This is a genomic window from Mesobacillus jeotgali (genome assembly GCF_002874535.1).
GTDB lineage: Bacteria > Bacillota > Bacilli > Bacillales > Cytobacillaceae > Mesobacillus > Mesobacillus jeotgali.
This window is the reverse complement of sequence record NZ_CP025025.1, coordinates 1391560-1415820: the sequence shown is the minus strand read 5'-3', so window position 1 is coordinate 1415820 and position 24261 is coordinate 1391560. Positions and strand designations below refer to the sequence as shown.

Here is a 24261-nt window from a genome sequence, read left to right as displayed (position 1 = left end):
TATTTATGTATCTAAACCAAAAAAATCAGTTGGATTTATTTTGAAATCATAACAGGTCCTTCCCATATATGGCTGTATGGAAGGTACATAGAATCGGAAGATAAATGGAAAATAACCCCTCTGGTGAGTTTCCTTCTATTTTACCATTGATTAAAACAGTTTCACAGCAAGACCGCAGGAAGGAGGATATTAAGTGCTTAAATCAAGAATGAAAACACTTTTCCTTGCAGCCTCCGTCACTTTACTGGCTGCTTCACTCATTTCTTTTCCCCAGCAATCCTTTGATGCTTCAATAAGAGGCTTGAATATGTGGTGGGAAATTGTTTTTCCCTCACTCCTTCCTTTCTTCATCGTTTCAGAAATGCTGATCGGTTTCGGTGTCGTCCGTTTTATAGGAGTTTTGTTGGAACCTTTGATGAGACCACTATTCAGGGTACCAGGTGTTGGTGGTTTCGTCTGGGCAATGGGCATGGCTTCCGGCTTCCCCGCAGGAGCAAAGCTTACGGCCCGAATGCGGCAGGAAGGGCAGCTGTCAAAAATCGAGGCTGAAAGACTTGTATCGTTTACTAATTCATCCAACCCACTTTTCATTTTTGGCGCTGTATCAGTTGGGTTCTTCTATAATGTTCAGCTCGGTGTTATTCTGGCACTGGCCCATTACCTTGGAAACATCAGCGTTGGATTGATTATGAGGTTCTACGGTAGAAGTGAGGAAAAGACTACAAAGGAAAAGGAACGAAACCTGACGATCAGGGATGCATTTGCTGCTTTGCACAGGACAAGAATAAAGGACAACCGTCCCATAGGGAAACTGCTAGGTGACGCTGTTATGTCTTCCATCCAGACGTTGTTGATGATTGGCGGTTTCATTATCTTATTCTCAGTTATTAACAAACTATTATTCCACCTACACATCACCGGATTCCTTGCTGAATTCCTTGAAGTCATGCTCGTAATGCTTGGCATGACAGATATGTTAAGCCTGCCATTCATTTCAGGCTTATTCGAAATCACTCTCGGCAGCCAGATGACCAGCCAGATCCAGGAAGCTACTTTGATGCATCAGGCTGTAATTACAAGCTTCATCCTCGCATTCAGCGGTTTTAGTGTCCAGGCCCAGGTTGCCAGCATTCTTGCCCAGACAGACATACGCTTCCAGCCTTTCTTTTTCGCAAGAATTATTCATGGGGTCTTTTCAGCATTCTATGCTTTTATATTATGGAAACCGGTTTATGTACGATTTTTTGAAGATGGCGAGCCATCCAATGCTCTGCCGGTAATGGAATATCTTACTTCAGAAGGCAGCCGCCTCGCAGATGCGCATAACATGCTCACCACAGCCGGACCGCTTATTACAATCTGCAGTTTGATCATTTATGTATGGTTACTTGGAAATCGCATGTTTAAAGAGAAATAACGGGCAAAATTTCTGCCCGTTATTTCTCTTCTTCGTTATTGAATTTTTTAAGTAATGCCTCCTCAACCTCACGAGGAACTAATTCAGAGATATTCCCATCATACTTTGCAACCTCTTTGACAATACTTGAACTCAAGAATGAATACTGGTTGTTTGTCATAATGAAGAAAGTCTCGATTTTATCACTCAACACTCTGTTCATTGATGTGATTTGCATTTCATACTCAAAATCCGAAACAGCTCGCAAGCCCCTGATAATGGCATCGGCGTTGACGCTTTCTGCATAATCGACCAGCAATCCCTGGAATGAATCCACCTTTACATTCGGGATGCTCTTTGTCACTTGTTCAATAAGTTCAATTCTTTCTTCTACAGAAAACAATGGTTGCTTTGAAGAATTATTCAAAACCACTACATAAAGCTCATCGAATACCTTTGCCGCTCTTGTAATGATATCCAAATGCCCCAATGTAATCGGGTCGAAACTGCCCGGACACACAGCCACTCTTGCCACTTATACTTCCCCCTCATCTACTTCATCAACTTTATAAAGAGTAATTCCTATAATTCCATATTTTTCGTTTCTTGTCTGCACTAGTCCTCCTACCTTTTCTGGCAGAGTGATTTCAGAAGCATGCTCACAGACAATCAGACCATCATGATGAACAAGGCTCTCCTTATCAATCGCTTCTAACAGCTTGACCAGCTGTTGTTTTTTATAGGGCGGGTCCAGAAATATATAATCAAACGTTAAGTCTCTTTTTTGAATTGCTTTCAACGCCCTGCCAGCATCATTTCGATATACTTCTGCCTTTTCTTCCAAACCGCAGGATTTAAGGTTCTCATTAATGATATGAATCGCCTTGCCTTCACGGTCGACAAAAACAACTTTATCCAGACCCCTGCTTAGCGCTTCGATTCCAAGTCCTCCGCTTCCAGCAAATAAATCCAGGCCCCATCCTCCTGTAAAATACGGCCCAATCATATTGAACAGCGCTTCCTTTACTTTATCAGTGGTAGGTCGCGTTGACGTTCCGGGTACCGCTTTCAAAACGCGGCCCTTCAAATCACCTGAAACAACTCTCATATTATGTACTCCTCAATCATGTAGCTTTTCAATAGTATGTAAATTACTCCCTTATCCTACCACACATATAAAAAATTAACCAAAAAAGTGTATATCCCTTCCTAATGTGGAAATAATGATGATTAACAACATCAATTTGAGGATGTTGTTGCCAACCGCGGAGAAGACTTACGTTTCCCCATAAGTTCTTCCTCCGGTTTCTCCTCTCCCTTTGCCTTCTATCCTGTTGACAGGATATAGAAGGACCCTGCAGAAACTGCAGGGCTTTTTTTTGCCTTAATAATGGTCTTATAAATCCTATAATCCGAGAGTGATCGATTCTTCACTTTCCGAAACCTGCACTTTAAAAATCGCATTTAACCAGTGCTTTCCCATATATAAATCACCATTCAGGTTCTGGAATGGGTTCTCAAGAAGCCCGAAGGTTTGGCCTCCATGAATGAATGTTTTATTCTTTAGGTTGAAGTAGTACGTATGGTTCGCAGATGAAATTTCGAGTGTTGATAAATCTGGTCCTAATGTTGTTTCATAGCCTAAAGCATTCATAGTCGGCACTAAAGGAAACAGGTATTGACCTCCTTTAATGACAGCTGCCAGCTCTTCCTTTTTATCTCCATTAACTATTACGCTTCTTGCGTCTGTAAAAAGTAATGGAAAAATCCCCGGCCTTTTTTGGCTGTTCATTGTAAAGAAGTCCGATTCCATCCCTTTGATTGAAGACAAATACCCATCAATTGAGTTGCCATTAAGATGCCCTTGTTTGGAATAGTAGGTGACAAAAGCAGCTATTTCTTCTGGAGTCAAATTTTTTTCCAACTCTTCAACCATCGCCCTGCTCTTTTCATTTTCTGGCACCTGCTTTGTTACCAGTGAAGCCAATGCCTCAAGAATCCATCCTTCTGCTTCCTCGTCTGTTCCAAACTTCGAAGACAAAAATGCCACTGCCAAGCCATGCTCAAACTCCTTATCGGTCAACTCGTTCCCTGCCAGCAGGATCCCGTTACCCCGGACAGCCCTTTTGCCATCGATGATCACTACAGATATGTGATTGTCAGAAAAGGTCTCAAGACTGTCAAACTTGTAAATAACCTGTTCCTTTTGAGTGGTATAATAATCGATTCCCTTTTGGCCTGTCAGTTTGATAAGGGGCTTCTCTTGCCAATATAGCGAAGGAGTTGAATTCTCTCCTTCAAAAACATAATAGTGCAGCAACTCCGTTTGCTTATAGCCCTTCAACGGGATTCCGGCGGACCATGTGCCCCTTTTATAATATTGGTCTACTATCTCGATTCTCGTCTTTTTGATCTCGGCATCCTTCAGAACAATCATCCAATCATTCAAGAGTATCGAAAGCCCGGGTCCGGATTTTATCGTGTATTCAAAATGCATCTTATTCCCTTTTGGCTTATGTTCTTCCTTGCATGTATCCCCTTCTGCATCTGTGCAATTGACCTCTATAGCCTGCGCCGGGATGATTGCATGATATTGTTGGTTCATTTTAAGATTATCAAATGTCTGCTTCACTTGAAGCTCGTCCTGTTCCACCTTCACCGATACAATGAGAGATATATCTCCCTCTGATTTAGATGGTTTGTCGTTTTTTTGTTGAAAAGCGCTCCATTGCCAAATGACAGCAACGCAAATAATTATGAATAATCCTGTGGTCAACAGGAATGAAACTTTCTTCATTGTATTACTCTCCAATCTCTCTACTACTATAAAATAGCAAATACAAAGCTCGAGAGTAAGATAAAATTTTAAAATCACAAGAAAAAATCGAATCTGACAAACTCTTCAAATTCATGACCACAAATGGTAAAGTATGATGGAAGATAAGTTGGAAGGGGTAATTCAGATTGATTCAACGATTTATCGAGCTTGGAGAAGGTTATTCGGATCTTTACGAATTGATAGAAACCGCCAGGGCGAACCAGCATCGATTGATGCACTTGATGGCAATTCATACAAAAATAAATGCGAAGGATGTAACTTCCCTTGTCGTTGTGCTAAAGCCAACACACCCAGGGAAATTCCAGGCGCTATATGTCTGCAGAGAGGGTATTCCAAACCCTCATGTCCTTAAGAACAAACGCTTCGACATGTTTGCAGAATTGGCTGCGGAACTGGGCAAAACAATCATAGAATTTGATGCTAAACCATCAACGATGTTCCCCGAAACAGAATTGTACTATCAACATCTTATTGGGATTTTAAGGCTGAACCACTATATTCCGCCGCTGCAATAAGAAAAGCGCAAGCGCCTTGGTCAGCCCCGACAAGCGCTGGAAGGCCGACCGGCGAAGTCGTTCTTTGACTTCATTGGGCGGACTGAAGCGACTCGAGGGGCTAGGCGCTGGAGCTAGACACTAATCTAAGTGTAAAAAATCTATACTTTCTGTTCTAAAAATAAAAAAGGTGAGGGCTCTCCTCACCTTTTTCTATTCCCATGTGATATTCTGACACGGCCTCTATATTCCCATCTTATAATCATATTCTTTTGCCTTATCAGGGGAAGAGTTTTCGAATTCCATCTTTAAGAATGGTTTATAGGAAGGTTCCACCTTTTTAACAAACGAATATGAACTGATTTTTTCCATCAGTGCCTCTGCCTCATCGAGATTGCAGTAAATCACTGCATATTTCAATTTCTTCGAGACAAAATGAACATTTCCAAATCTTCTGAGCATCTTGGCTTGCTTTAATGAATACAGCCAGACGATGATTCCCTGCCTCTGTCCTATCATATTCTTTTCCCCTTCGGTAAACGTTTGCTTTGTACTAGTCTAGCACACAAAAACCAGTTTTTTCAATAATCAATCCCATTTTACCAAGTCTAAAATAAACATCAGTCTCAAGCAAAGCTAAAATCAAAAGAAAAAAGCATGGGCATCCCCATGCTTTTTGTCGTAAATCTAAGCAGAGCACCCACAGCTTCCTCCGCTGCCACAACCGCCTCCGCAAGAGCTTTCGAAGAATGGATTTCCGGTAGGAACCTTCACGCTCTCTGAAACGGATCTGCCGATGATCACACTAACCTCATCAAGCAGGCTCTGTAAGTCATTTTCCGCTTTCTTGAATTCAGAAATAACTTCATCCATGTCCAGCTCTCTTTTTACAATCCGGAGCTTGCCCATAATTTCCTTGTAGTCAGGATGGTACTTTCCGAAACGCTGAACCTCTTCATAGCGTTCCTTCATATCCACAAATTCACGAACCTTCCTTTGTGTCTCCGGATTATTTTTAACATTATATAAACATTCCCGATAATACTCGGCAATATCAGATTGTAAAATCATGCTGACTAACTGTTCAGCTTCTTCCAATAATAGTACTCTTTCTGATGTAACAGCAAGCAATGCTGGCTCACCTCCGAACCTCATTTTACCATGAAACTGCCAGAAAAGCTAAACTTTCCAGCCGTCATCATCTAAAACCTCTGGCATGCCTGCTTAGTCCACTTCTAAAAGCTAGCAAAGCTTTCCTCATTCAGAGGAAAGCTTTGTCATGATTGGGAATTCATGCTAGAGAACATGTGCATCATCATCGATGCCATCTGGACATTGTTGGAGAATTTCTGAACCTTATGAGGGATCGTTTTTTCAAAATGGTGCAGCGCGGCGATCTGCGCAGAATAAATGTCCCTTGGGTCCCTGCTCAGCTTCCTGTACCAGTGGGGCTGGGCTCGGACGAACTCTATCAACTCTTTATTCGTTCGTAATTGCTCCATGACATCTTTACGCATTGTTAGCCTCCATTCTAATCCTGCCTGAATGAGAAAGGATGTGCAGGTCCTGAACCTTTAGATGCCTGCTGTCCGCCTTTGCTTCCCTGGAACTGGGAAAGCACGCCCTGAATCGCCCCGAGTGCCTGGCTTATGTTATGGATTTGTCCTTGAACCTGTTCAGGATCCATATTTTTAACAGCACCCATGATCGTCCCTATCCAATCGGTTTTCTTTTCTTCGCTTTTTTCGTCCTTGTCATTATTGCTCTTGTTAGTCCATTTTGGATCATCTTCACCAAGCAGGTACCAATCTTCGTACATTTCCTGCCAGGTTGTGTTCCCCTTCCTTACTTCCTGCACGAGCTCAGGGTGGGCTTTCACGAATTCCTTGAATTTCTCAACAGAGGGATGAAGTTTCTTTTTGGCCATAACTTTCACCTCACAGTGTAACAAATGCCTATAATAGCATATGAAAATGATTATAATTGGTGAGGAATTTCAGAAGTCAACCTTGTGCTTTAAAAGAGCCAAAGTGTTAAAATAAAGAACAGATTATAAGATGGCTTTTTTTACAATAATGATATTCATTCGAAATAATAGGAACAGAGCCATTCAGAAAGAGGTAATAGTATAGTGGAAAAAGAATTGCACCAGCTTTTAGACGAATGCATCTCGTTATCAGACGAGCAGGAACTTGAAGCCCTTAAAACGGTATTATCCGGAGTGAGAAATAAATTAAGCGGAAAAAACAGTACGTATATTGACGGCCTTCTGCATATGGATAGGAGACTCGATCATGAAACGTGTGAAATTGATATTCCGATTACAAATGTACTCGATAATACTCTTGGCATCGTACATGGCGGTTTTACAGCCACGATACTCGACACAGCCATGGGAACACTTGCGAATAAGCTGCTGCCAGAAGGTTACGCAGCTGTCACGTCACAAATTAACATCCATTATCTTGCGCCAGGGATTGGCGACAATCTTCATTGTAAAGCCACACTGATCCATAAAGGAAGAAGTACTGTTGTCCTTGAAGCTGATGTATTCAGGTCCGATGGCAGAAAGATCGCTCACTCTTCCGGAAGCTTCTTTGTTGTAAAAAAAACAGCACAAATAAGGTGATCATCAATGGTAACAGCAATTGCGATTCCGATTGTCCTTGCCTATTTTTATTGGTTGACGAAAAAAGAAATGCAGGCGAATTATCAGGAATGGATCAAACTGGAGAATATTCCTGAGGAAGCGATCGTGAGCGGAAAAATCATAGAGGTTAATGAATATAGAGAACGATATTATTATCATCGGTATAACCATATAACGGTGCTGAGGATAAACACTGGCTTAAAGGAGATAAGCGTAAAAAAAGTGACTCCATTGAGGAAAGGGGCAATCCCGCCTCGATTCAAAGAAGGGGAACTGGTACATCTATACGGCAATTGGAAGCAAGGTTACTTTTCAATCAATAGGACAATAAGAAAAGCGTAAGCGCCTTGGTCAGCCCCGACAAGCGTTGGAGGGCAGCCCATTGAAGTCGTTCTTTGACTTCAGTGGACGGACCGAAACGTCTCGAGCTGCTCAAAGCTAACGCTTCTCGCAAGATACTCGAGGAAGCAAACTCATGGATGAAAACTGGCTAGGTGCTGGAGCTGGACAGTTCTCAAAGTAAAATTTATACTTTCTATCATGAAAGCAGAACGAAGGAGCATGACCTCTTGGGGCATGCTCCTTCGCTGTACATAATGAATGATGTAAAATAGCAATTACTGTTGTTGCTCCCACATTTTCAAGAAGTTCTGGGTATAATGCATCTGATATACCCCTACTCCAAGATGCGAAAATTCCTCATTCAATAACGCTTCACGGTGGGTTTCACTATTCAGCCATCCCTCGACAACTGCTGGTCCATCTGTATAATTAGCTGCGATGTTTTCCCCAGCCACTTGGTACAAGATCTCCGCTGCATTTAGCCTTTCCGATAAATCGCCAAATTTCTCCGACTCATGCGAAAAATAGTCTTCAATTGCCATATCCTTGCTATGGGCATATGCGACTTCTGCCGTTTTTTCATCCCACTCCAGCGTTGGCAGATCGTGCCTTAATCTAATTGTATTAGTAATGTCCAGGATCTGTTTTTCGAGACCAGCCTCAATCCTGACCCAATCTCCTTCTGATAATACCGGTGGTTCTAACAGAGTCCCCCTGTAGACCATTTCGTATGGACGCTGCTTGACGATCGTTTCCTTGTCCATATATCGGATGCTTGAGACAGAACTAGTGAATTTATCAATATAAAGCTGTACAAAGTATTCACCCATTTTTATAATGGGTCGTGTGTTCATATCCTGCTCGGAAAGCTCGAATTTATAGGAACTTCCATTATATTCAAACGTAACATCAGGCTCAATCACGTTCATTGAAAAGATTTCTTCGATTGGCTGTCCAATTTTAAATGGTTGTACATTAACCGAAGGGCCGATGCCGTAAGCGGTCACAACCTTGCCGTTCAGGACACCAGCCTGGATATATTGATCAAGGTCGTTGTTAAAAATCCACCAATGGAAGCCATAGGCTGAAAGGTCTACCCTGGATGGTTCACCTAATTTAGCCTTAAGAGAATTGATGTCCTTACCTAATAGGGAACCAACTCCCTGTTCAGGCTGGTCAATGCCCTCACTAATATTTTGTTCATCGATATCCTTGTCGAGAGATTCATCCTCTTTAGGGATCAACTTCTGTTCAATTACCAATTCGTCAGTATCTTCCTTGTTAAATCCCATGTATAAACCAATAAGTAAAAAGATTGCGGCAAAAATTAAAATCCTAAAAATGTTTCGCAGGTAGATCCCCCCTTCTTTTGAGTATGGCAAGCCACACCGATGTGAGTCAAAAGACACTAATCTCTCTCTATCACTATATGAGTGATTTTTGAAATTATTATATCATTTATAGGGTTCTTTTTAATAGAAGTGTTCTTTCCGACTCAAAAAAAAAAAAAAATATAAGTACTTAAAGGATTGCCATATTTCTAGCGGTTTCTTGATTAACTTACTTTTAACATACGGTCTGCTTATTGTAAAATCAAACAACAACCCTTACAAAATGTTCGAACAATCGTATTAAGGATGACAAAAAGGCACCCAATATGAGTGCCTTAGACTATTGCATGTGGTTTCCAGGCTCTGAGATTTCTGATAGAGCATGCTGTGCTTGTTCGTCTGTCATTTCATTTACAGCAAAGTCACCAAGTGCTACGATGCCTACTAATTTCTCACCTTCAACGACTGGCAGCCTTCTTATTTGATGTTCCGCCATAAGTCTGGTTGCATCTTTAGTGGACATATCCGGTGTCGCTGTCACTAGGTGATCACTCATTACCGTCTCGACCTTAGAGGATGGTGGATGTTTTTCTGCTATCCCTCTAATGACAATATCCCGGTCGGTGATCATGCCTACGAGCTTATCCTTGTCGACGATAGGGACTGATCCGACATTCCATTCCTTCATTTTAACAGCCACTTCAAATACATTATCCAGCAAGGTACATGTTTCCACATCGCTAGTCATGATATCACGGATTTTACGCACTTTCATTTCCTCCTTATGAATCAAAGCTTGCCTGCTCATAATTAGGGTTGCCCGTATGATGCCAATTATGCCATCAATTAATTAATTCTTGAGTAGTCATCAGTTTCCCCTTGCAAACAGAAAGAGTGTAAGCAGATAAATTTGCTTTTATATTCATTGCAACTTAAGCATATTTTTACTATTATTAAATTTGAGATATAATCTATTTTAAGCGATATTACTGCAGTGTGTTTTTAGGAGGGAATAGGATGAAATTTGAAAATACAGGTATTGAAAACCTGAAGGCGGACCTGAACCGTCTTGATGAGGTTATGCTAGAGCACGGTCTAGTACGTGAAGGACAATGGGACTACGAGCGAGTGACTTATGACAAGAAGCTAGTGATAAAGGAAGGTACGTTCTACCTTCGTGTCCAGGGCCATGTCCACGAGGGTGATGTTGGCGCACACAAAGCGATCATTCAGCTGATGACTCCTTTGCTAGGCAAACATTATTATCCGCATGGCGTTGAATATGGTGAAGGTGAACAATTCCCAAAAGCTCTTGTCAGCCAGTGCGAAAAGCTTTTAAACGATGTGAAAGCAGAAGTAGAAAAATTCGCAATCTAATATCATAATGTAAAAAAGACGCATTCAATGCGTCTTTTTTACATTAACACCCGTTATGATGACGTCTATCTCTTTCGGTAAAATAGAAGTAAGCAGTACAATCTCCTCTTCTATATTTTTCTGTAGCTCCGTGGCATTTAGAAGGATAGAGTACTCCCCAACAATTGTGTCAACGTTAACTTTTATTTTTAGGTAACCCTGATCAAGTTCAACAATTACTCCATTGTCAGCAAATGCATTTCTTCGCAATCGTGAAATCCTGCTTTTAAAACCCGACTGTTGAAAAAAGACATTTTCATTTATGTTGGCATGAACAATTGCACAGACTGCACGGCATACCTCTCTATTTTGCTGAGGCATGATTTTTCCTGGCTTTTTCATTGCCTCACCCCTAAAAGTTAAGGATCGAAACCTCATGTTCATAAGCATATATAGAGATGAAATAGCGAACCAACGTTATTAATGTGAATACATCAACATAAAATCAACAAAGTTTTCAAAAACATGTGGGTTATAGCTGATTTTTGTTGTTTCTTATATTAAATGCGTACTATAATTTAATTGTTAAGGAATTTTTTGCTCTTTTTGAAATATAAGGCTTAAGTGCCCTTAATAAATGCTTTTTAGAGGTATATACTCTTCATGAGTATAGAAAGGAGTTTCACTTGTCCGGTATTTTTACTAAACGAACTATCATTATTGCATTAATCATCATCGCCGTTGCAGCAATTCTTTATATTATCCTTCCGGTTTCCATTCCATTGATTGCTGCTTTGATTACCGCCCTTTTTCTCGAGCCTGCAGTGGTTTACTTCCAGAAAAGATTCAAGAGTGGACGGCGCCTGGCAGTATTGGCAATTTTCCTCCTTTTTGTATTGCTTATAATGGTTGCAGGGTATTTCCTGACTACAACAGCAATCACCGAGGCAATTGACTTGATTGATAATACTCCAGTCTATATAAATGAAATTACGAATGCCTGGTATAAAGCAGAAAATAGTTTTGTTGAAGCTGCCAATGACCTTCCGAGAGAAGTTGTAACTGAAATAAGCAACCGGGCAGAAGACTTTCTCAATAAACTTAAGAATGACATGATTGCATTTATCAATATAGATAATTTGAAGGCATTGCTGACCTACATCCCAAATTTTCTAATCAGCTTCCTTGTCTATTTGATTGCCCTGTTTCTTTTCTTGCTGGAGCTGCCATCTTTAAGGCAAGGTGTTTACAGCCATTTAACAGAAAGAACAGCAGACAAAGTCCATTTCATGACATCCCGACTTTCTTATGTTGTTTTCGGATTTTTGAAAGCACAATTTTTGGTGAGTGTGATTATTTTCATCGTAGCCCTGATAGGGTTGCTTTTCATTACTCCGGAATATGCAATTGTCATGTCGGCTATCATCTGGCTGATTGATTTTATCCCGCTCATAGGCTCAATCGTCATATTGGCTCCTTGGTCAATCTTCCATCTGGCAACAGGTAATATTGCGCTTGGCACTCAACTGGCTGTACTCGCAGTCATTTTGCTGATTATCAGGCGTACAGTCGAGCCAAAGGTAATGGGCAGCCATATAGGCCTTTCCCCGCTGTCAACACTGATTGCAATGTATCTTGGACTGAAACTATTCGGCTTCATGGGCTTTGTCATTGGACCTTTGCTCTTGATCGGTTTCAATTCAGCCAAAGAAGCTGGAATTATAAAATTGAAATTTAAAATTTAATCTAAACAAAACCCGGGTGAACAAGCACCCGGGTTTTCTGTTTATAAATTCAAAAGAAATCATAGAAGAATGGTTTGAATGCTGGGATTGCATGCTCCAGCTCCTTAACTTCATCGATGTCTCCCTTGAGCAGATCTAGCTCAAATAATTCAAGAGGGCGTTTATAGCCGAATAACATGGCTGTTAAAGTGTTGATGTTCAATTGCAGTCCGCGCTTTGGAGCAGTTACGCAGGCACTACCTTCTTTCACAGGGTGAAATGTAACTCCTTCCTGCCCTATTATATATGTCCCTGTATTCCATGGAGCAGCTGCATCATCCAGATGTAAAAACATATTTTTCCCATCAGTGCTGTTGTTAAAAGGATAGCTAGATAATGCTTTCTCAGCATTGACTATTCTGCCCATGAAATATGGATAGATTTCAGTCTTGAGCTTAGGCTCCTTTAAAAAATATGGGAATGGGTCATGGACTGATAACAGTACTTCAACTCGATCTACCATTGAATCATGCTGGCAGATGAAGTTCCACAGTCCTTTTCTCGCTTCATGGGTTAGAGAAACGTATTCCTCAACCTTCATTACATTATCTTTAATCTCGTACAACACGTAGCCTGTCGCATCATTTTTTGAATCATAATAAACAGCAGCTGTTTGTTCACCGTATATACTTGTTCGCCACCATTCCGAATCTCTTGCTAACATTGCGCTATGCATTGCTGCATATTGCTCGTAGACCCTCTCGATATCCAATGAGTGATTCTTCTCTGTATGTCGTTTAATATTTCCTGATTGTCTACGTACTGGTGTTAGATCTATTTTTTCGATAGTGATCTTTCTGTTGTCTGAAATGATTTCCCAGCCAAACCTTCTATAGAAATCGATCTGAAATGGATGAAGAAAAGAAACAATATTCCCGCTCTCATCCATATCCTCCAGCGCCCTTTTCATTAAGGCATTAACATGCCCTTTACGTCTATGCTCAGGATAGGTAGCGACTCCGGCAATGCCACCCATTTTCCAATTCAGTTGCCCCAGCTTCACATTCAAAGAAAGAATATGTAATTTGGAAGCAAGCTCTTCCCCTTCAAATATCCCTAGCAAGCGATGTTTCTTAAGGGTTTCCAACCTTTTTGGAATATCACTTTCCGGCACTTTATACTGAAAAGCATACATTGATAAATTCATTGACTCCACATAATGTTTTTCTGATAAAACTTTAATATCCAAGAAATTTCAACCTCCTTTATACACCTAATAAATTCGCCTGTTAAAGCAGGAATACCTTCTAAAAACAAAAAACATTGCTGTAAGCAATGTTTTTAAAGTCTGTTATGTTCCGAGTATTGCCTTGATGACTGAAGTTGTTTCTCCGCCTTTGTAGAACACATATAGAAGCAGGTAAACGGCAACCCCCGTGATGCCGGTAAAGAACCAGGTAACACTGGTGACAGGTCCAAGTTTGCGATGGCGCTCTAATCTGTTCTTATATCCTGTGTAAAGCGAGATAATTCCAAGGACAGCTCCAATAGTGGCAAGTGTGATATGGAAAATTAAGAACATCGTATAGTAAATCTTGATATCATCAGGTCCACCAAATGATGTATTTCCAATGAAAATCGTCCTTGATGCATAAATCACGAAGAATATGATGGCGAATATACCAGCCAGTGTCATGGTCTTGCGATGCTTTTCAATCTTTCTTTGTTTTATTTGTGCCCAGCCAATTGCCACGGTTATCGCACTTAAGACAATAAATGTTGTGCTGATTGTCGGCAGGATCGGTAAGTTTGACATATATATGTACCTCTCAATCATTATTTCTCCATAAAGTTAATTGTAGGTGACCTGTCTCTTTTTTTCAATCTTTGATTGCTGATAACTAATAATTTTTTTGGTGGAGCGTAATCCCATATTAAACAACAACAAAAGCTTCCCGCTAAGGAAGCTTTTGCAATGCGTTATTACTTAATTGGCTGTGGCGCACTCGCAAGATTAATCGCATCCTGCTCAGCTTGATGATCCTCTTCATTGCGGAACCATTGGAAGAACGCATATCCCAGGAAGATACCATAGACAATTTCCTGAATGACCTTCATGATTACTCCTCCAAGCTGCTGGTCATGCAGAAGCGAAATAGAACTGAAGGTTTCCGGACCGCTGAGATCCAGGCTCGAAAGCATCGTAGGCGGTACACATAATTTCAAAGCTTCGCCCCACGCATTAGGGTCAGAAAAAGTTGCATACATCGGCGTATCGGCAAAGATAATTAGAGCACACGCTGGTGTGATTAAAACACCGTCAGCAAAGATATACCCCATTTTCTTAACACCTGATAAAGTCTGATACTCTTCCAATTTATTGACCAGCGGCCACCACATGAACATCGCAAGTACGAATAGTACTGATGTGTAGCCAGCATGAAGCCACATATCCGTTTTTACAAAGTCAAAAATCAGCGGGATATGATAAATAGAGAATATACCATTGAACATAATCAAGGCAATCAACGGCTTGGTGAAAAAGCGGAACAGAGGATCGACGATCGGCAGCGATAGGAACGATCTCCAAAGCCAGTCAGGCAAGCCAAAAATCAAAAGAGGCGGAACAACAAGGTAAAGGACTGCCATCTGGATCATGTGCATATAAAAAGTGATATGCGCCATCAAATCAACTGGCGAACCTTTAATGATATACAGCACAATAATCGCAGAGGTAAAGTAAAGTGCCTGTTTACGCGTTGCAGGCACACCTTCCTTAAAACGATCATAGTACTTGAAGACAACTAGATAATAAGCAACTAATAGAGCTGCAATCACAAGAAAATACATCGGACTCCATAGTGCTCTGAATCCAAATATATCTAGAGTAAGCATCGTTTTTTCACCTCGTCCTGTTTAAGAACTTTACTATCATTATACTTCCAAAGGTAAGGCACTTCAATATAGCGGCTCTACCATTAATTGTTAGTATACTCTCATACATAGAAAAAATCGGCTTATAGGCCGATTTTTTCTTTAAGTCATATTACCACCAGATAATGGTTGTGAAAGCCAGGACTGTTACAGCTCCAACAACGACACCAGAATAAAGGAACAATGCAGGTGCTTCATGCCCTTTATGACTCATATGCATGAAATAGTAAAGCTGGAAGATTACCTGGATCACAGCAAGCAGCAGGATGAACGGAACTGTGAACCAGCCTGAGAATCCTTCATATCCAACTGCAACGAAAGCAACAAGTGTCAAGAAAATCATCAATGCAAAGGAAACGATTTGGTATCTCATCTCTTCGGCGCTTTTCTTGCGGCGATATTCGACGTCTACTCTTGGGTTCCCTGAACTTGGTTGTTGATTAGCCATCAGTTTATCCCACCATTCCCATTAGATATACAACCGTGAAGATGAATACCCATACAACGTCGATGAAGTGCCAGTAAAGGCTGGCAACATAAAACTTAGGAGCGTTGTAAAGGTTCAATCCACGCTTGGAGTTACGGACCATCAGTGTAATGATCCAAAGCAAACCAAATGCAACGTGACCACCATGGAAGCCTACAAGCGTGTAGAAGGCAGAACCAAATGCACTGCTTGTAAACGTATGATGAAACTCATGTACATAGTGATTGAACTCGTAAATTTCAAGCGCAAGGAAAGCAGCGCCAAGAGCTACAGTCAATCCTAACCAAAGCTGCATCTTTTTAAAGTTAAAGTTCTTCATATGGTACATAGCATATACACTTGTCAAAGAACTCGTTAAAAGAAGCATTGTCGCAGCAAAAGCCAGCGGTATTTCAAAGATATCCTTGGCAAGTGCATGGTCAGCACTAGGAACCTTATCTTTTAATGCAAGATATGTTGCGAACAGAGTCGCAAACAATACTGTCTCTCCGCCAAGGAAGAACCAGAAGCCCAAAAACTTGTTCTTTGCTTCGAGGGTTGCTTTTTCAGGCTCCGCAGGCCATGTTTCATAAGTGAATTTTTCTTCAACTTGCATTATGCCTTTGCCCCCTTATCATTATCATCTTCCATTAAGTCTTCTTTATGAATATGGAATCCATGATCATCTTTAATAGAACGTACGAACATCGCTCCTAAAGTTACTGCCATACCGAGGATCAAGACTAACAGTCCCCAGCTTGTATCAGCACGGTACATCGCACCAAAGGCTGCGATGAAAAGACCAAGTGAGATAACGAAAGGAATGAAAGAGTTATTCGGCATATGGATATCGCCAAGTGGTTCTGCAGGCGTCATTTCATTCTTGCCTTCCATTTTCTCCAGCCAGTAAGCATCCAGTCCGCGTACAAGCGGAAGCTGCTTGAAGTTGTAAAATGGCGGCGGAGATGCAATCGCCCACTCTAGTGTACGGCCGTCACCCCATGGATCATTTCCGACTTTTTCGTTTTTAACTTGTGTCATGATTACGTTAATTAATAGAACGATTGTAGCAATTGCCATGAAAATCGCACCGATTGAACTGATCAAGTTCCCAGTTTCAAGTCCCTGTCCAGGCAGGAATGTGAAGATACGACGAGGCATCCCCATCAATCCAAGGAAGTGCTGGATGAAGAACGTCAGGTGGAATCCAATCAGGAATAACCAGAACGTAACTTTACCAAGAGTTTCATTCAGCATTGTGCCAAACATTTTCGGCCAGTACAGGTGTGCACCTGCAAATAGTGCGAATACTACACCACCAACGATAACGTAGTGGAAGTGAGCGACAACGAAATAGCTGTCGTGGTACTGATAGTCAGCAGCAGCAGATGCCAGCATGACACCAGTTACACCACCGGCAACGAATGAAGGAATGAAGGCTACAGCCCAAAGCATCGGAGTTGTGAACTTGATGCTTCCTCCCCACATTGTGAACATCCAGTTGAATATCTTGATACCAGTTGGAACAGCAATCGCCATTGTCGCTACTGCGAAAATCGCGTTTGCGATCGGTCCAAGACCTGTTGTGAACATGTGGTGAGCCCATACCATGAATCCAAGGAAACCGATCAATACAGTAGCGAATACCATGGATGAGTAACCGAAAAGACGTTTTCTAGAGAAAATTGCAAAAATCTCAGAGAAAATACCGAAAGCCGGCAAAATCAAGATATAAACTTCCGGGTGACCAAAAATCCAGAAAAGGTGTTCCCAGATGATTGTGTTACCCCCATTTGCTACATCAAAGAAATTAGAGCCAAACATACGGTCAAAAATCAATAAGAAAAGACCAACAGTCAGTGGAGGGAATGCGAACAAGATAAGAGCTGATGTTACGAATGTTGCCCAAGTAAACATCGGCATTCTCATATAAGTCATTCCCGGTGCACGCATGTTAATAATCGTTACGAGGAAGTTAATCCCCCCGATTAGTGTACCCGCACCTGAAATCTGCAAACCCAGTGCATAGAAGTCAATACCATGTGTTTCAGACGCCATCGCAAGTGAAGCGTAAGAAGTCCAACCAGCATCTGGAGCTCCACCCAGGAACCATGAAAGGTTAAGGAATACTCCACCAAAGAAGAATAGCCAAAATCCTAATGAGTTCAAGAATGGGAACGCTACGTCACGCGCTCCTATCTGGAGTGGCATAACAGCATTCATGAATGCAAATACAAGCGGCATCGCTGCAAGGAATATCATCGTTGTTCCATGCATCGTCAGGATTTCATTATAGAAACCTGCGCTTACAAAATCATTATTAGGTACAGCCAGCTGAATACGGATGAACAAAGCTTCAAGTCCGCCTAGGATGAAGAAGAATCCGCCAGCAATTAGATAAAGGATTGCGATTTTTTTATGGTCAACCGTTGTCAGGTAATCCCATAACGTTGCGCCGAATCCCTTTTTCTGAGCATAGGTACTCACAGTTTTACCTCCCTTTCAAACAAATCCCCTGTTATTTCTGGACTTTCAAGCCCATCAGATATTCTGTTAATGCATCAAGTTCTTCAGTAGAAAGCTCAGGATACTTGCCAGTCATTTTGTTTGCTGGCTTGTATGCTTCTGGGTCTTCCAGCCATTTCTTGATATTTTCTTCTGACATATCCATGACACCAGCAACGCGTGAACGATCGCCGAAGTTTGTCAAGTTAGGACCCACACGAGCTGCTTCTGGAGCCGTGTTTGCCGGAGTTACGGCGTGGCATCCGATACAGCTGTTATTGAAGATTTCCTGTCCTTGCTGAGCAGTCGCAGTTTCTGCCTGAGCAGGTTCTTTAACTCCTTGCATATTTGCTACCCACTGATCGAATTCATCACGTGGCAAAGCTTTTACTTTGAAATCCATCAATGCGTGTGAAGGCCCGCAGAGCTCAGCACATTTCCCGTAGAAAAGTCCGCCAGCTTCGTCAGCACCTTTACTGTCAAACTCAAGCCAGAATTTATTGATGTTATCAGTATTTGTATCCATCTTTCCTCCAACAGAAGGAATCCAGAAAGAGTGCTTTACATCAGAAGCCTTAAGATTGAAGTAAACCTTTTCATCAGTAGGGACTACTAAATCCTGGCTAGTGATGATCTCTTCATTTGGATACTCAAATTCCCACCAGTAAAGATTTGCGCGCACGTTAACTACAAGCGCATCAGTCTTACCTTCAGCGTTTTTCTTTTCCATTGGGGAAACATCCGCCAACTTAAACGTTGCAGCAACTGTAGGAACAGCAAGAATTAGAAGCAATAAGATCGGAATAACAGTCCAAAGGATCTCCAGCTTGTGGCTTCCCTCGACCTGCTTCGGAATTTCGTTGTCATTCTTCCTGCGGAACTTCATAATGACATAAATAAAAATGATTGTGACGACAGCAATTACTCCCACCATAATCGCCGTGCTCAACAACATAAGTTCATACTGGGATTGAGCAACTTCACCTGCAGGTCTTAATGTAGACAGGTATGGCTCACCACAGCCGGACAAGACTAATGCCATCAATGTGAACAATGACAGCAGACGCCATTTAGCAAGCATCTTCATAGCTTAATTAAACCCCTCTTTCGTAAAAAATCTTATAAATTTGGTTGTAAAAAATATATGGAAAAATCCTCTCTCAACAAAGAGTGAATCTCCTAACAAAGGTTAGATAAGTGTGACAATTACCATAGCGACAAACATGACTGTTAAGTATTGTAAAGAATATACAAACATCAGTTTTGCCCATTTCATATCATCTTTAAGCTTTTCAAGGTAGATTCCCAATACAAGCCATCCAATATTCAGGATCGTTGCAAGAACCATGAATGGGATTCCTAGTTCATCAAGGAAAAATGGCAACGGAAGCAAGGCTGTTATCCAAAGGTAAACAGATCTCTTGGTTGCTTTGAATCCTTTCACGACTGGAAGCATTGGTATACCAGCTGCCCGGTATTCCTCTACCCTTCTCATTGCCAGAGCATAGAAGTGTGGTGGCTGCCAAACAAAAACGATGGCAAAAAGCATCCAGGCCATTACGTCCAGGTTAGCGTCCACTGCAGCCCAGCCGATTAGCGGTGGAACTGCTCCTGAGATACTGCCGACAATTGTATTGGAGACATATTGTCGTTTTGACCACAATGTATAGAGAACTACATAACTAAAAACTCCAAACAAGCCGATTACAGCAGCTGTGATGGTAGTTGTAAGCAAAAACGCGGTTCCAATCCCGATCAGCAAGAAGCTCATCAAGGCCACTTTTCCTGGCTGGACTTTTCCAGTTACAGTCGGCCTGTCTTTTGTTCGCTCCATTAAATGGTCGATATCCCGATCGATGTAATTATTCAGGCTGCAAGAGCCGGCGACAATCAATGATGAACCTATCAATGTCGCTAGAATCAAATCAATATTATCCAGAAAGCGTGCTCCGCTAAAATGAAGAGCTAGCCATAATCCAGTAAAAGTCGTCATAGCATTGGAATTTACAATTCCAACTTTAATGAGGGCAAGAAAATCTTTCAACATCGTCTTCTCCACAACTGCAGGCTGTCCGTCCTCTAATACAGCTTCTGATAAAGCTTTTGAATTAGACATCCATATCCTCCTTCATCCCTTTCCCTTCAAAATTCCAGAGACGAAATTTTTACAAAAAAAAGAAGAGTATTTGTACTTTATATTTCGGATAGTTTTCACTATTCTCAACGTGTAAAGGCTGTTAAATGTTTGCGTAGAAAAATAAAGCCTACGTTGTATATTAAATCACACTTCACAACTTTTTTGTGAATTTTTTTTGAACAAAATTTGACTAATTTGTGTCTTACCGCCATTATCCATAAAGTTTATTTTTATTGCAAGGAATTTTGACCTGATATTAAAAGAATGTTTGGATGTCTTCTTTTTCACGAATATACATATTCTTGGATAATATTTTCATGTCTGTAAAATTGCTGGTATGTATACTCATCATTCTTCACGCCTTATCGCTGCCATGAGCATTTTACCTATATTACTAGGTATTGTCCAACTATAATAGAAAGTATTGAAATATTAACTATTATTGTGTAGTATCTTAAGTATTGTTTTCTATCCTTTTTCGTCAAAATTCGTTATTATAGGGATAGAATTTTTTCTTTTCTACAAGCTTCTTCTATTATACATGTCAAGTTTATTATTTGACAACTTATCGAACTTTGAATGAGCAGGTGATGATCATGAATCGTTCCCTTAAGTGGCTGGCTGTTTTAACCACGATTGGGATGCTTTTTGTTTTACTCGGAGGAGCGTTGGTTACAAAAACAGATTCCGGAATGGGCTGCGGCAAGTCCTGGCCGCTTTGTAACGGAGAATTCGTTCCTACGGATATTACTCCCGAATTGGTAATAGAGCTTGCCCACAGGTTAGTGTCGGGCAGCGTAGGCATCATGGTACTAATCTTATCTATTTGGACATGGAAGGCGATTGGGCATATACGTGAAACGAAGTTCTTGTCTGTTTTATCTTTTTTCTTCCTTGTTCTACAGGCATTGATAGGAGCTGCCGCTGTCGTTTGGGGACAATCTGATTTTGTCCTGGCACTTCACTTCGGCATTTCGCTTATCTCTTTTGCTGCAGTACTTTTATTGACCATGCTAATTTTTGAAGTGGATAAAAAATTCCAGGCTGAAAAATTAGTGATTGATAAAAGAATGAAGTTCCATATTATCGGACTTTCCATTTACAGCTATATTGTTGTTTATACTGGTGCTCTTGTCCGGCATATGAATGCCAGCCTGGTCTGTAAAGACTGGCCATTATGTACGAATGGCGGACCCATCCTTCCTACCAACATATACGAGTGGGTACAAATGGGACACAGGGCTGCAGCAGGTTTCATTTTTATTTGGATCGCATATGTCACCTACATTGCCGTCAAACACTACAAGCATGAAAGAGTACTATACTGGGGATGGATCATTTCAATGGTCCTAGTGTCACTGCAAGTCATTGCCGGCGCATTTGTCATCTTCACAAGATTGAATTTGTACATTGCCCTGGGCCACGCTTTCTTCATTTCTGTTTTGTTTGGTGTATTCAGCTACTTTATCCTTCTGGTTTCCAGGAGCAAAAAGAATGCCGCAAGAGTACAAAACCCTAAACCAGTTGACCTTTCTCCGGCAACGGTAAAATAAAAAGCTGCAGCAGACGCTGCAGCTTTTTCTCTGTATCTGATTACGACCTGAACTTGAACGAATTTTGGCTTACAACAGCTTTTGAAGGCTTAGGCTGGGCTGTTTTGTCCTTCTTATACTTCTCTTCATATTTTACAAACATCGAAACATTCACCAATATCCCGGTGGCAATCGCGAGCTGCAGCAATGATGAGCCGCCATAACTCACAAAAGGCAAAGGAACCCCTGTCAGAGGAATAACCCCTGAAGCTCCACCAAGATTGACAAACGACTGAATGCCAATCATACTGGCAATCCCTATTGCAAGCAAACTGCCAAAAGGATCCTTGCACTTTAAACCTATATGAATACCCTTTAAAACGATGAATGCCAGACTCAACAACACAAACCCTACACCAAAAATCCCCAACTCCTCAGAGATGACTGCGATAATGAAGTCTGTGTGGGCTTCAGGTAAATACCCCAATTTTTGATTACTTTGTCCCAATCCTAGTCCTGTCAATCCACCTGAACCAATTGCATAATAGGCATTTGCTAATTGATAACCCGATTTTTGTTCATCATCGAAAGGATTGCTATACGACGTAAGACGTTCAAGACGCCTTTCTGAAAATACTTCGTCTTTTAGTATAAGCGATACGGGCACTAACAAAATCATAACAATCATAACCAGTTTCATGATATTTTTAAAGTTCATACCTGAAGCTAAAATGATAGCTGCAGCAATTAGCATGATAATCCCTGCAGTGCCAAAGTCCGGCTGAGCAGCGACCAGGAAAAATACCATCACCAGGAATAGCAAAGGCGGTAGCACACCTCTGTTAAATTCATTTATGTATGATTGTTTTTTTGCATACACAGCTGATAAGTATATAATGACACTCAGTTTTGCAAGCTCGGATGGCTGAATGCTTCTAGCTCCTACTTCTATCCAGCTCAAGGCGTTACCCGCTACTTTACCGACGACGAATAATATCAGCAAGCCTGATAGGGTTAATACCACCATAGGGAGTAAGATTTTGGTGCTTTTCATTGCTTTGTATGGAAATAAAGCCGCTAAAATAAATACAACCATAGCCGCTAATAAATTGAATTTCTGTTTTTCGTAAAAGAAATCGCTATCTACTCCATGCCAAGTGACCATGCTAGCACTGTATACCATGACAAGGCCGAACAAGCACAAGAGCGCAACAACAATGATCAATGAATAGTCATAGGATTTCAGTATTTTTTTTAACATCGTCTCTTCCCCATCTTCTAAGTTGTTTAATCTATTCTACTATAAGTTGAAATATCCTGCCTTTGTTTAAGGAAAAGTTATGGAATTCTTAATATATTGTCATAGAAGTGTAATGCAGTCTTCGAGAATACGCTTGAACTGAAAGGAGCTAATTAAAGTAACAATGTTCACCAAAGGCGACTCACAAAAAAACTCAAACAATCGATTAGGACTGTTTGAGTTTTTAGGATTTATTTTTTTAACGAAGCTTCATGCAGTATGGAAAGCTCTTGCTCCAACTGGTCGAGAATTACTTTCCCATCTGATTCTTCGATTAAGCCGAGTCTTACTGCAAAATCTATCTCTCTTGATAATCCAAACATTTGCGTATCTAAAACCTCTTCATAAAGAGGGCATTGAGGCATTGTCAGGTTATCCATTTGCACTTTGATCAGCTTTAAAATTTTATCAGCGTCAGCCTTTAACAAGGCATGGGCTTTTTCCTGATGGTTGATTATCATATCAGACGCCAACTTGATCCCCCCGTTTCCGAGCGATTACCCAATCCTATCTTTAAATTTTACCCTTAAGTGGACAAAAAAGCAAGAATATTAAGGAGGCAGTTCTTAATGAATTGCGTGCTATAGACGTGTTGAAATGACAACTCACAAAATTATCGCTATACTGAATTAATAATATGCAAAGATTCAGGAGGGAACTATGGAAACAATCATCCCAATCAAAGGAAAAGTTAAATACAAGATCACTTTGGATCCTGGCGTATGGATTTTCGATGATCGCAAAGTAGACTTGAATACATATTTCAGCGAAGACAAGGAGCGAGGAGATGCCCTTGAAGAGTATACGAAGTCAATCTCAAAACATTGGGATCGTGAAATTATGGAGGGTGCAGTCCATCCACCAACCCTTAAAACAGAAGTGAAGTTCGAAAAAGAAAAAGTTCTGACCGGCACTTTCGGCATCCCATTCAAGCCATTCCTGGTTAATGCAGAACCTGAGCAGACAGCGGAGAATGTAGTAATTGAATATGGGGAAAATGACCAGGTCTCACTTTCACTCGAAGAGGCTTCCCGCCTTATCCTCGGTTTCTCGAAGAACGGCAAGCCTTTAAAAGAGGATGGGCCGTTGCATGTATATTACGAAGATGGTTCAAATAAGGATAACCCCATCAAAAATGTTACCGGTTTTACCGTAGAATAATATGTAAGGTACTGCCAACGGGCATCCCAGAAGGGTGCCCGTTATTATATTGTCCCTCTACCCGTTTAGTCTTTTATATCTGACTTCTCATATC

The 24261-nt window shown here is 41.0% G+C and carries 28 protein-coding genes; 8 read left to right on the top strand and 20 right to left on the bottom strand.

Annotated features, from left to right (window positions below):
• Positions 1–193: 193 nt before the first annotated feature.
• On the top strand, positions 194–1417 hold the full coding sequence (gene ylbJ / locus CD004_RS06940) for a sporulation integral membrane protein YlbJ (RefSeq protein ID WP_102262088.1): 1224 nt from the start codon (positions 194–196) through the stop codon (positions 1415–1417).
• A gap of 19 nt (positions 1418–1436) precedes the next feature.
• Here the strand turns inward: ylbJ and coaD are convergent, their stop codons facing one another.
• From coaD to CD004_RS06925, 3 genes are all read right to left on the bottom strand, one after another.
• Positions 1437–1931, bottom strand: a complete 495-nt coding sequence (coaD, locus tag CD004_RS06935) for a pantetheine-phosphate adenylyltransferase (RefSeq protein WP_102262087.1) — start codon at positions 1929–1931, stop codon at positions 1437–1439.
• Positions 1932–2504: a 16S rRNA (guanine(966)-N(2))-methyltransferase RsmD gene (rsmD, locus tag CD004_RS06930; RefSeq protein WP_102262086.1), complete on the bottom strand. Its 573-nt coding sequence runs from the start codon at positions 2502–2504 to the stop codon at positions 1932–1934.
• 297 nt (positions 2505–2801) lie between these two features.
• Positions 2802–4193, bottom strand: coding sequence for a stalk domain-containing protein (locus tag CD004_RS06925; RefSeq protein ID WP_102262085.1), 1392 nt, complete (start codon positions 4191–4193; stop codon positions 2802–2804).
• Positions 4194–4360: 167 nt separating this feature from the next.
• Between CD004_RS06925 and CD004_RS06920 the strand changes: the two genes are divergently transcribed.
• On the top strand, positions 4361–4750 hold the full coding sequence (locus CD004_RS06920; RefSeq protein ID WP_102262084.1) for a DUF7147 family protein: 390 nt from the start codon (positions 4361–4363) through the stop codon (positions 4748–4750).
• Positions 4751–4972: 222 nt separating this feature from the next.
• Here the strand turns inward: CD004_RS06920 and CD004_RS06915 are convergent, their stop codons facing one another.
• The 4 genes from CD004_RS06915 to ylbD all read right to left on the bottom strand — a co-directional run bounded on the left by CD004_RS06915 (position 4973) and on the right by ylbD (position 6656).
• Positions 4973–5248 (bottom strand): YlbG family protein, encoded by a 276-nt coding sequence (locus tag CD004_RS06915; RefSeq protein ID WP_102262083.1) that lies wholly within the window; start codon positions 5246–5248, stop codon positions 4973–4975.
• Positions 5249–5416: 168 nt separating this feature from the next.
• On the bottom strand, positions 5417–5884 hold the full coding sequence (locus CD004_RS06910; protein ID WP_102262082.1) for a YlbF/YmcA family competence regulator: 468 nt from the start codon (positions 5882–5884) through the stop codon (positions 5417–5419).
• 122 nt (positions 5885–6006) lie between these two features.
• Positions 6007–6246, bottom strand: coding sequence for a YlbE-like family protein (locus CD004_RS06905; RefSeq protein WP_041965533.1), 240 nt, complete (start codon positions 6244–6246; stop codon positions 6007–6009).
• 14 nt (positions 6247–6260) lie between these two features.
• Entirely contained in the window at positions 6261–6656 is a 396-nt protein-coding gene (ylbD, locus tag CD004_RS06900) for a YlbD family protein (RefSeq protein ID WP_102262081.1), read from the bottom strand.
• Between the two features lie 204 nt (positions 6657–6860).
• On the opposite strand from ylbD, the gene CD004_RS06895 reads away from it, so the two are divergent.
• On the top strand, positions 6861–7358 hold the full coding sequence (locus tag CD004_RS06895) for a PaaI family thioesterase (protein WP_102262080.1): 498 nt from the start codon (positions 6861–6863) through the stop codon (positions 7356–7358).
• Between the two features lie 6 nt (positions 7359–7364).
• Complete coding sequence (locus CD004_RS06890) at positions 7365–7721, top strand: hypothetical protein (protein WP_102262079.1); 357 nt, start codon at positions 7365–7367, stop codon at positions 7719–7721.
• A 275-nt stretch (positions 7722–7996) separates the two neighbouring features.
• Here CD004_RS06890 and CD004_RS06885 read toward each other — a convergent pair whose 3' ends face one another.
• Complete coding sequence (locus CD004_RS06885; RefSeq protein WP_404809826.1) at positions 7997–9073, bottom strand: CAP domain-containing protein; 1077 nt, start codon at positions 9071–9073, stop codon at positions 7997–7999.
• A 319-nt stretch (positions 9074–9392) separates the two neighbouring features.
• Positions 9393–9821 carry a CBS domain-containing protein gene (locus CD004_RS06880; protein ID WP_102262078.1) on the bottom strand — a complete coding sequence of 143 codons (429 nt, stop codon included), beginning with the start codon at positions 9819–9821 and terminating at the stop codon, positions 9393–9395.
• Between the two features lie 248 nt (positions 9822–10069).
• On the opposite strand from CD004_RS06880, the gene CD004_RS06875 reads away from it, so the two are divergent.
• On the top strand, positions 10070–10429 hold the full coding sequence (locus CD004_RS06875; RefSeq protein WP_102262077.1) for a YugN family protein: 360 nt from the start codon (positions 10070–10072) through the stop codon (positions 10427–10429).
• Between the two features lie 24 nt (positions 10430–10453).
• Here the strand turns inward: CD004_RS06875 and CD004_RS06870 are convergent, their stop codons facing one another.
• Positions 10454–10810, bottom strand: a complete 357-nt coding sequence (locus tag CD004_RS06870; protein WP_102262076.1) for an Asp23/Gls24 family envelope stress response protein — start codon at positions 10808–10810, stop codon at positions 10454–10456.
• A gap of 284 nt (positions 10811–11094) precedes the next feature.
• Here CD004_RS06870 and ytvI point away from each other — a divergent pair, with 284 nt between their 5' ends.
• Positions 11095–12153, top strand: coding sequence for a sporulation integral membrane protein YtvI (ytvI, locus tag CD004_RS06865; protein ID WP_041965542.1), 1059 nt, complete (start codon positions 11095–11097; stop codon positions 12151–12153).
• A 49-nt stretch (positions 12154–12202) separates the two neighbouring features.
• Here the strand turns inward: ytvI and CD004_RS06860 are convergent, their stop codons facing one another.
• The 8 genes from CD004_RS06860 to cyoE form a co-directional block, all read right to left on the bottom strand.
• The gene (locus CD004_RS06860; protein WP_102262075.1) at positions 12203–13381 is read right to left on the bottom strand and encodes a GNAT family N-acetyltransferase; all 1179 of its coding nucleotides are present in this window, start codon (positions 13379–13381) and stop codon (positions 12203–12205) included.
• 102 nt (positions 13382–13483) lie between these two features.
• Positions 13484–13948 (bottom strand): DUF420 domain-containing protein, encoded by a 465-nt coding sequence (locus CD004_RS06855; RefSeq protein WP_102262074.1) that lies wholly within the window; start codon positions 13946–13948, stop codon positions 13484–13486.
• 167 nt (positions 13949–14115) lie between these two features.
• Positions 14116–15027 carry a cytochrome c oxidase assembly factor CtaG gene (gene ctaG, locus CD004_RS06850; protein ID WP_102262073.1) on the bottom strand — a complete coding sequence of 304 codons (912 nt, stop codon included), beginning with the start codon at positions 15025–15027 and terminating at the stop codon, positions 14116–14118.
• Between the two features lie 151 nt (positions 15028–15178).
• Positions 15179–15514: a cytochrome c oxidase subunit IVB gene (gene ctaF, locus CD004_RS06845; RefSeq protein ID WP_102262072.1), complete on the bottom strand. Its 336-nt coding sequence runs from the start codon at positions 15512–15514 to the stop codon at positions 15179–15181.
• A 4-nt stretch (positions 15515–15518) separates the two neighbouring features.
• A complete protein-coding gene (locus tag CD004_RS06840) occupies positions 15519–16148 on the bottom strand; it encodes a cytochrome (ubi)quinol oxidase subunit III (protein ID WP_102262071.1) in 630 nt (209 codons plus the stop codon).
• Entirely contained in the window at positions 16148–18019 is a 1872-nt protein-coding gene (gene ctaD, locus CD004_RS06835) for a cytochrome c oxidase subunit I (protein WP_102262070.1), read from the bottom strand. The genes CD004_RS06840 and ctaD overlap by 1 nt, the downstream gene beginning before the upstream one ends.
• 31 nt (positions 18020–18050) lie before the next feature.
• Positions 18051–19124, bottom strand: coding sequence for a cytochrome c oxidase subunit II (gene coxB / locus CD004_RS06830; RefSeq protein WP_102262069.1), 1074 nt, complete (start codon positions 19122–19124; stop codon positions 18051–18053).
• Between the two features lie 102 nt (positions 19125–19226).
• The gene (gene cyoE, locus CD004_RS06825) at positions 19227–20153 is read right to left on the bottom strand and encodes a heme o synthase (RefSeq protein ID WP_102262068.1); all 927 of its coding nucleotides are present in this window, start codon (positions 20151–20153) and stop codon (positions 19227–19229) included.
• A 617-nt stretch (positions 20154–20770) separates the two neighbouring features.
• On the opposite strand from cyoE, the gene CD004_RS06820 reads away from it, so the two are divergent.
• The gene (locus CD004_RS06820) at positions 20771–21727 is read left to right on the top strand and encodes a COX15/CtaA family protein (protein ID WP_102262067.1); all 957 of its coding nucleotides are present in this window, start codon (positions 20771–20773) and stop codon (positions 21725–21727) included.
• Positions 21728–21767: 40 nt separating this feature from the next.
• On the opposite strand, the gene CD004_RS06815 is transcribed toward CD004_RS06820, so the two are convergent.
• Together CD004_RS06815 and CD004_RS06810 are read right to left on the bottom strand one after the other, a co-directional pair.
• Positions 21768–22967, bottom strand: a complete 1200-nt coding sequence (locus CD004_RS06815; protein ID WP_102262066.1) for an FtsW/RodA/SpoVE family cell cycle protein — start codon at positions 22965–22967, stop codon at positions 21768–21770.
• A 230-nt stretch (positions 22968–23197) separates the two neighbouring features.
• Entirely contained in the window at positions 23198–23479 is a 282-nt protein-coding gene (locus tag CD004_RS06810) for an Fpa/YlaN family protein (protein ID WP_041965554.1), read from the bottom strand.
• Positions 23480–23666: 187 nt separating this feature from the next.
• Here CD004_RS06810 and CD004_RS06805 point away from each other — a divergent pair, with 187 nt between their 5' ends.
• The gene (locus CD004_RS06805; protein ID WP_102262065.1) at positions 23667–24167 is read left to right on the top strand and encodes a hypothetical protein; all 501 of its coding nucleotides are present in this window, start codon (positions 23667–23669) and stop codon (positions 24165–24167) included.
• Positions 24168–24261 lie beyond the last annotated feature (94 nt).

Coding starts and splice junctions, on each gene's coding strand:
- rsmD (WP_102262086.1), bottom strand. CDS start 2,504: ATGAGAGTTGTTTCAGGTGATTTGAAGGGCCGCGTTTTGAAAGCGGTA.
- CD004_RS06925 (WP_102262085.1), bottom strand. CDS start 4,193: ATGAAGAAAGTTTCATTCCTGTTGACCACAGGATTATTCATAATTATT.
- CD004_RS06915 (WP_102262083.1), bottom strand. CDS start 5,248: ATGATAGGACAGAGGCAGGGAATCATCGTCTGGCTGTATTCATTAAAG.
- CD004_RS06910 (WP_102262082.1), bottom strand. CDS start 5,884: ATGAGGTTCGGAGGTGAGCCAGCATTGCTTGCTGTTACATCAGAAAGA.
- CD004_RS06905 (WP_041965533.1), bottom strand. CDS start 6,246: ATGCGTAAAGATGTCATGGAGCAATTACGAACGAATAAAGAGTTGATA.
- ylbD (WP_102262081.1), bottom strand. CDS start 6,656: ATGGCCAAAAAGAAACTTCATCCCTCTGTTGAGAAATTCAAGGAATTC.
- CD004_RS06890 (WP_102262079.1), top strand. CDS start 7,365: ATGGTAACAGCAATTGCGATTCCGATTGTCCTTGCCTATTTTTATTGG.
- CD004_RS06875 (WP_102262077.1), top strand. CDS start 10,070: ATGAAATTTGAAAATACAGGTATTGAAAACCTGAAGGCGGACCTGAAC.
- CD004_RS06870 (WP_102262076.1), bottom strand. CDS start 10,810: ATGAAAAAGCCAGGAAAAATCATGCCTCAGCAAAATAGAGAGGTATGC.
- CD004_RS06855 (WP_102262074.1), bottom strand. CDS start 13,948: ATGTCAAACTTACCGATCCTGCCGACAATCAGCACAACATTTATTGTC.
- ctaG (WP_102262073.1), bottom strand. CDS start 15,027: ATGCTTACTCTAGATATATTTGGATTCAGAGCACTATGGAGTCCGATG.
- ctaF (WP_102262072.1), bottom strand. CDS start 15,514: ATGGCTAATCAACAACCAAGTTCAGGGAACCCAAGAGTAGACGTCGAA.
- CD004_RS06840 (WP_102262071.1), bottom strand. CDS start 16,148: ATGCAAGTTGAAGAAAAATTCACTTATGAAACATGGCCTGCGGAGCCT.
- coxB (WP_102262069.1), bottom strand. CDS start 19,124: ATGAAGATGCTTGCTAAATGGCGTCTGCTGTCATTGTTCACATTGATG.
- cyoE (WP_102262068.1), bottom strand. CDS start 20,153: ATGTCTAATTCAAAAGCTTTATCAGAAGCTGTATTAGAGGACGGACAG.
- CD004_RS06820 (WP_102262067.1), top strand. CDS start 20,771: ATGAATCGTTCCCTTAAGTGGCTGGCTGTTTTAACCACGATTGGGATG.
- CD004_RS06815 (WP_102262066.1), bottom strand. CDS start 22,967: ATGTTAAAAAAAATACTGAAATCCTATGACTATTCATTGATCATTGTT.
- CD004_RS06805 (WP_102262065.1), top strand. CDS start 23,667: ATGGAAACAATCATCCCAATCAAAGGAAAAGTTAAATACAAGATCACT.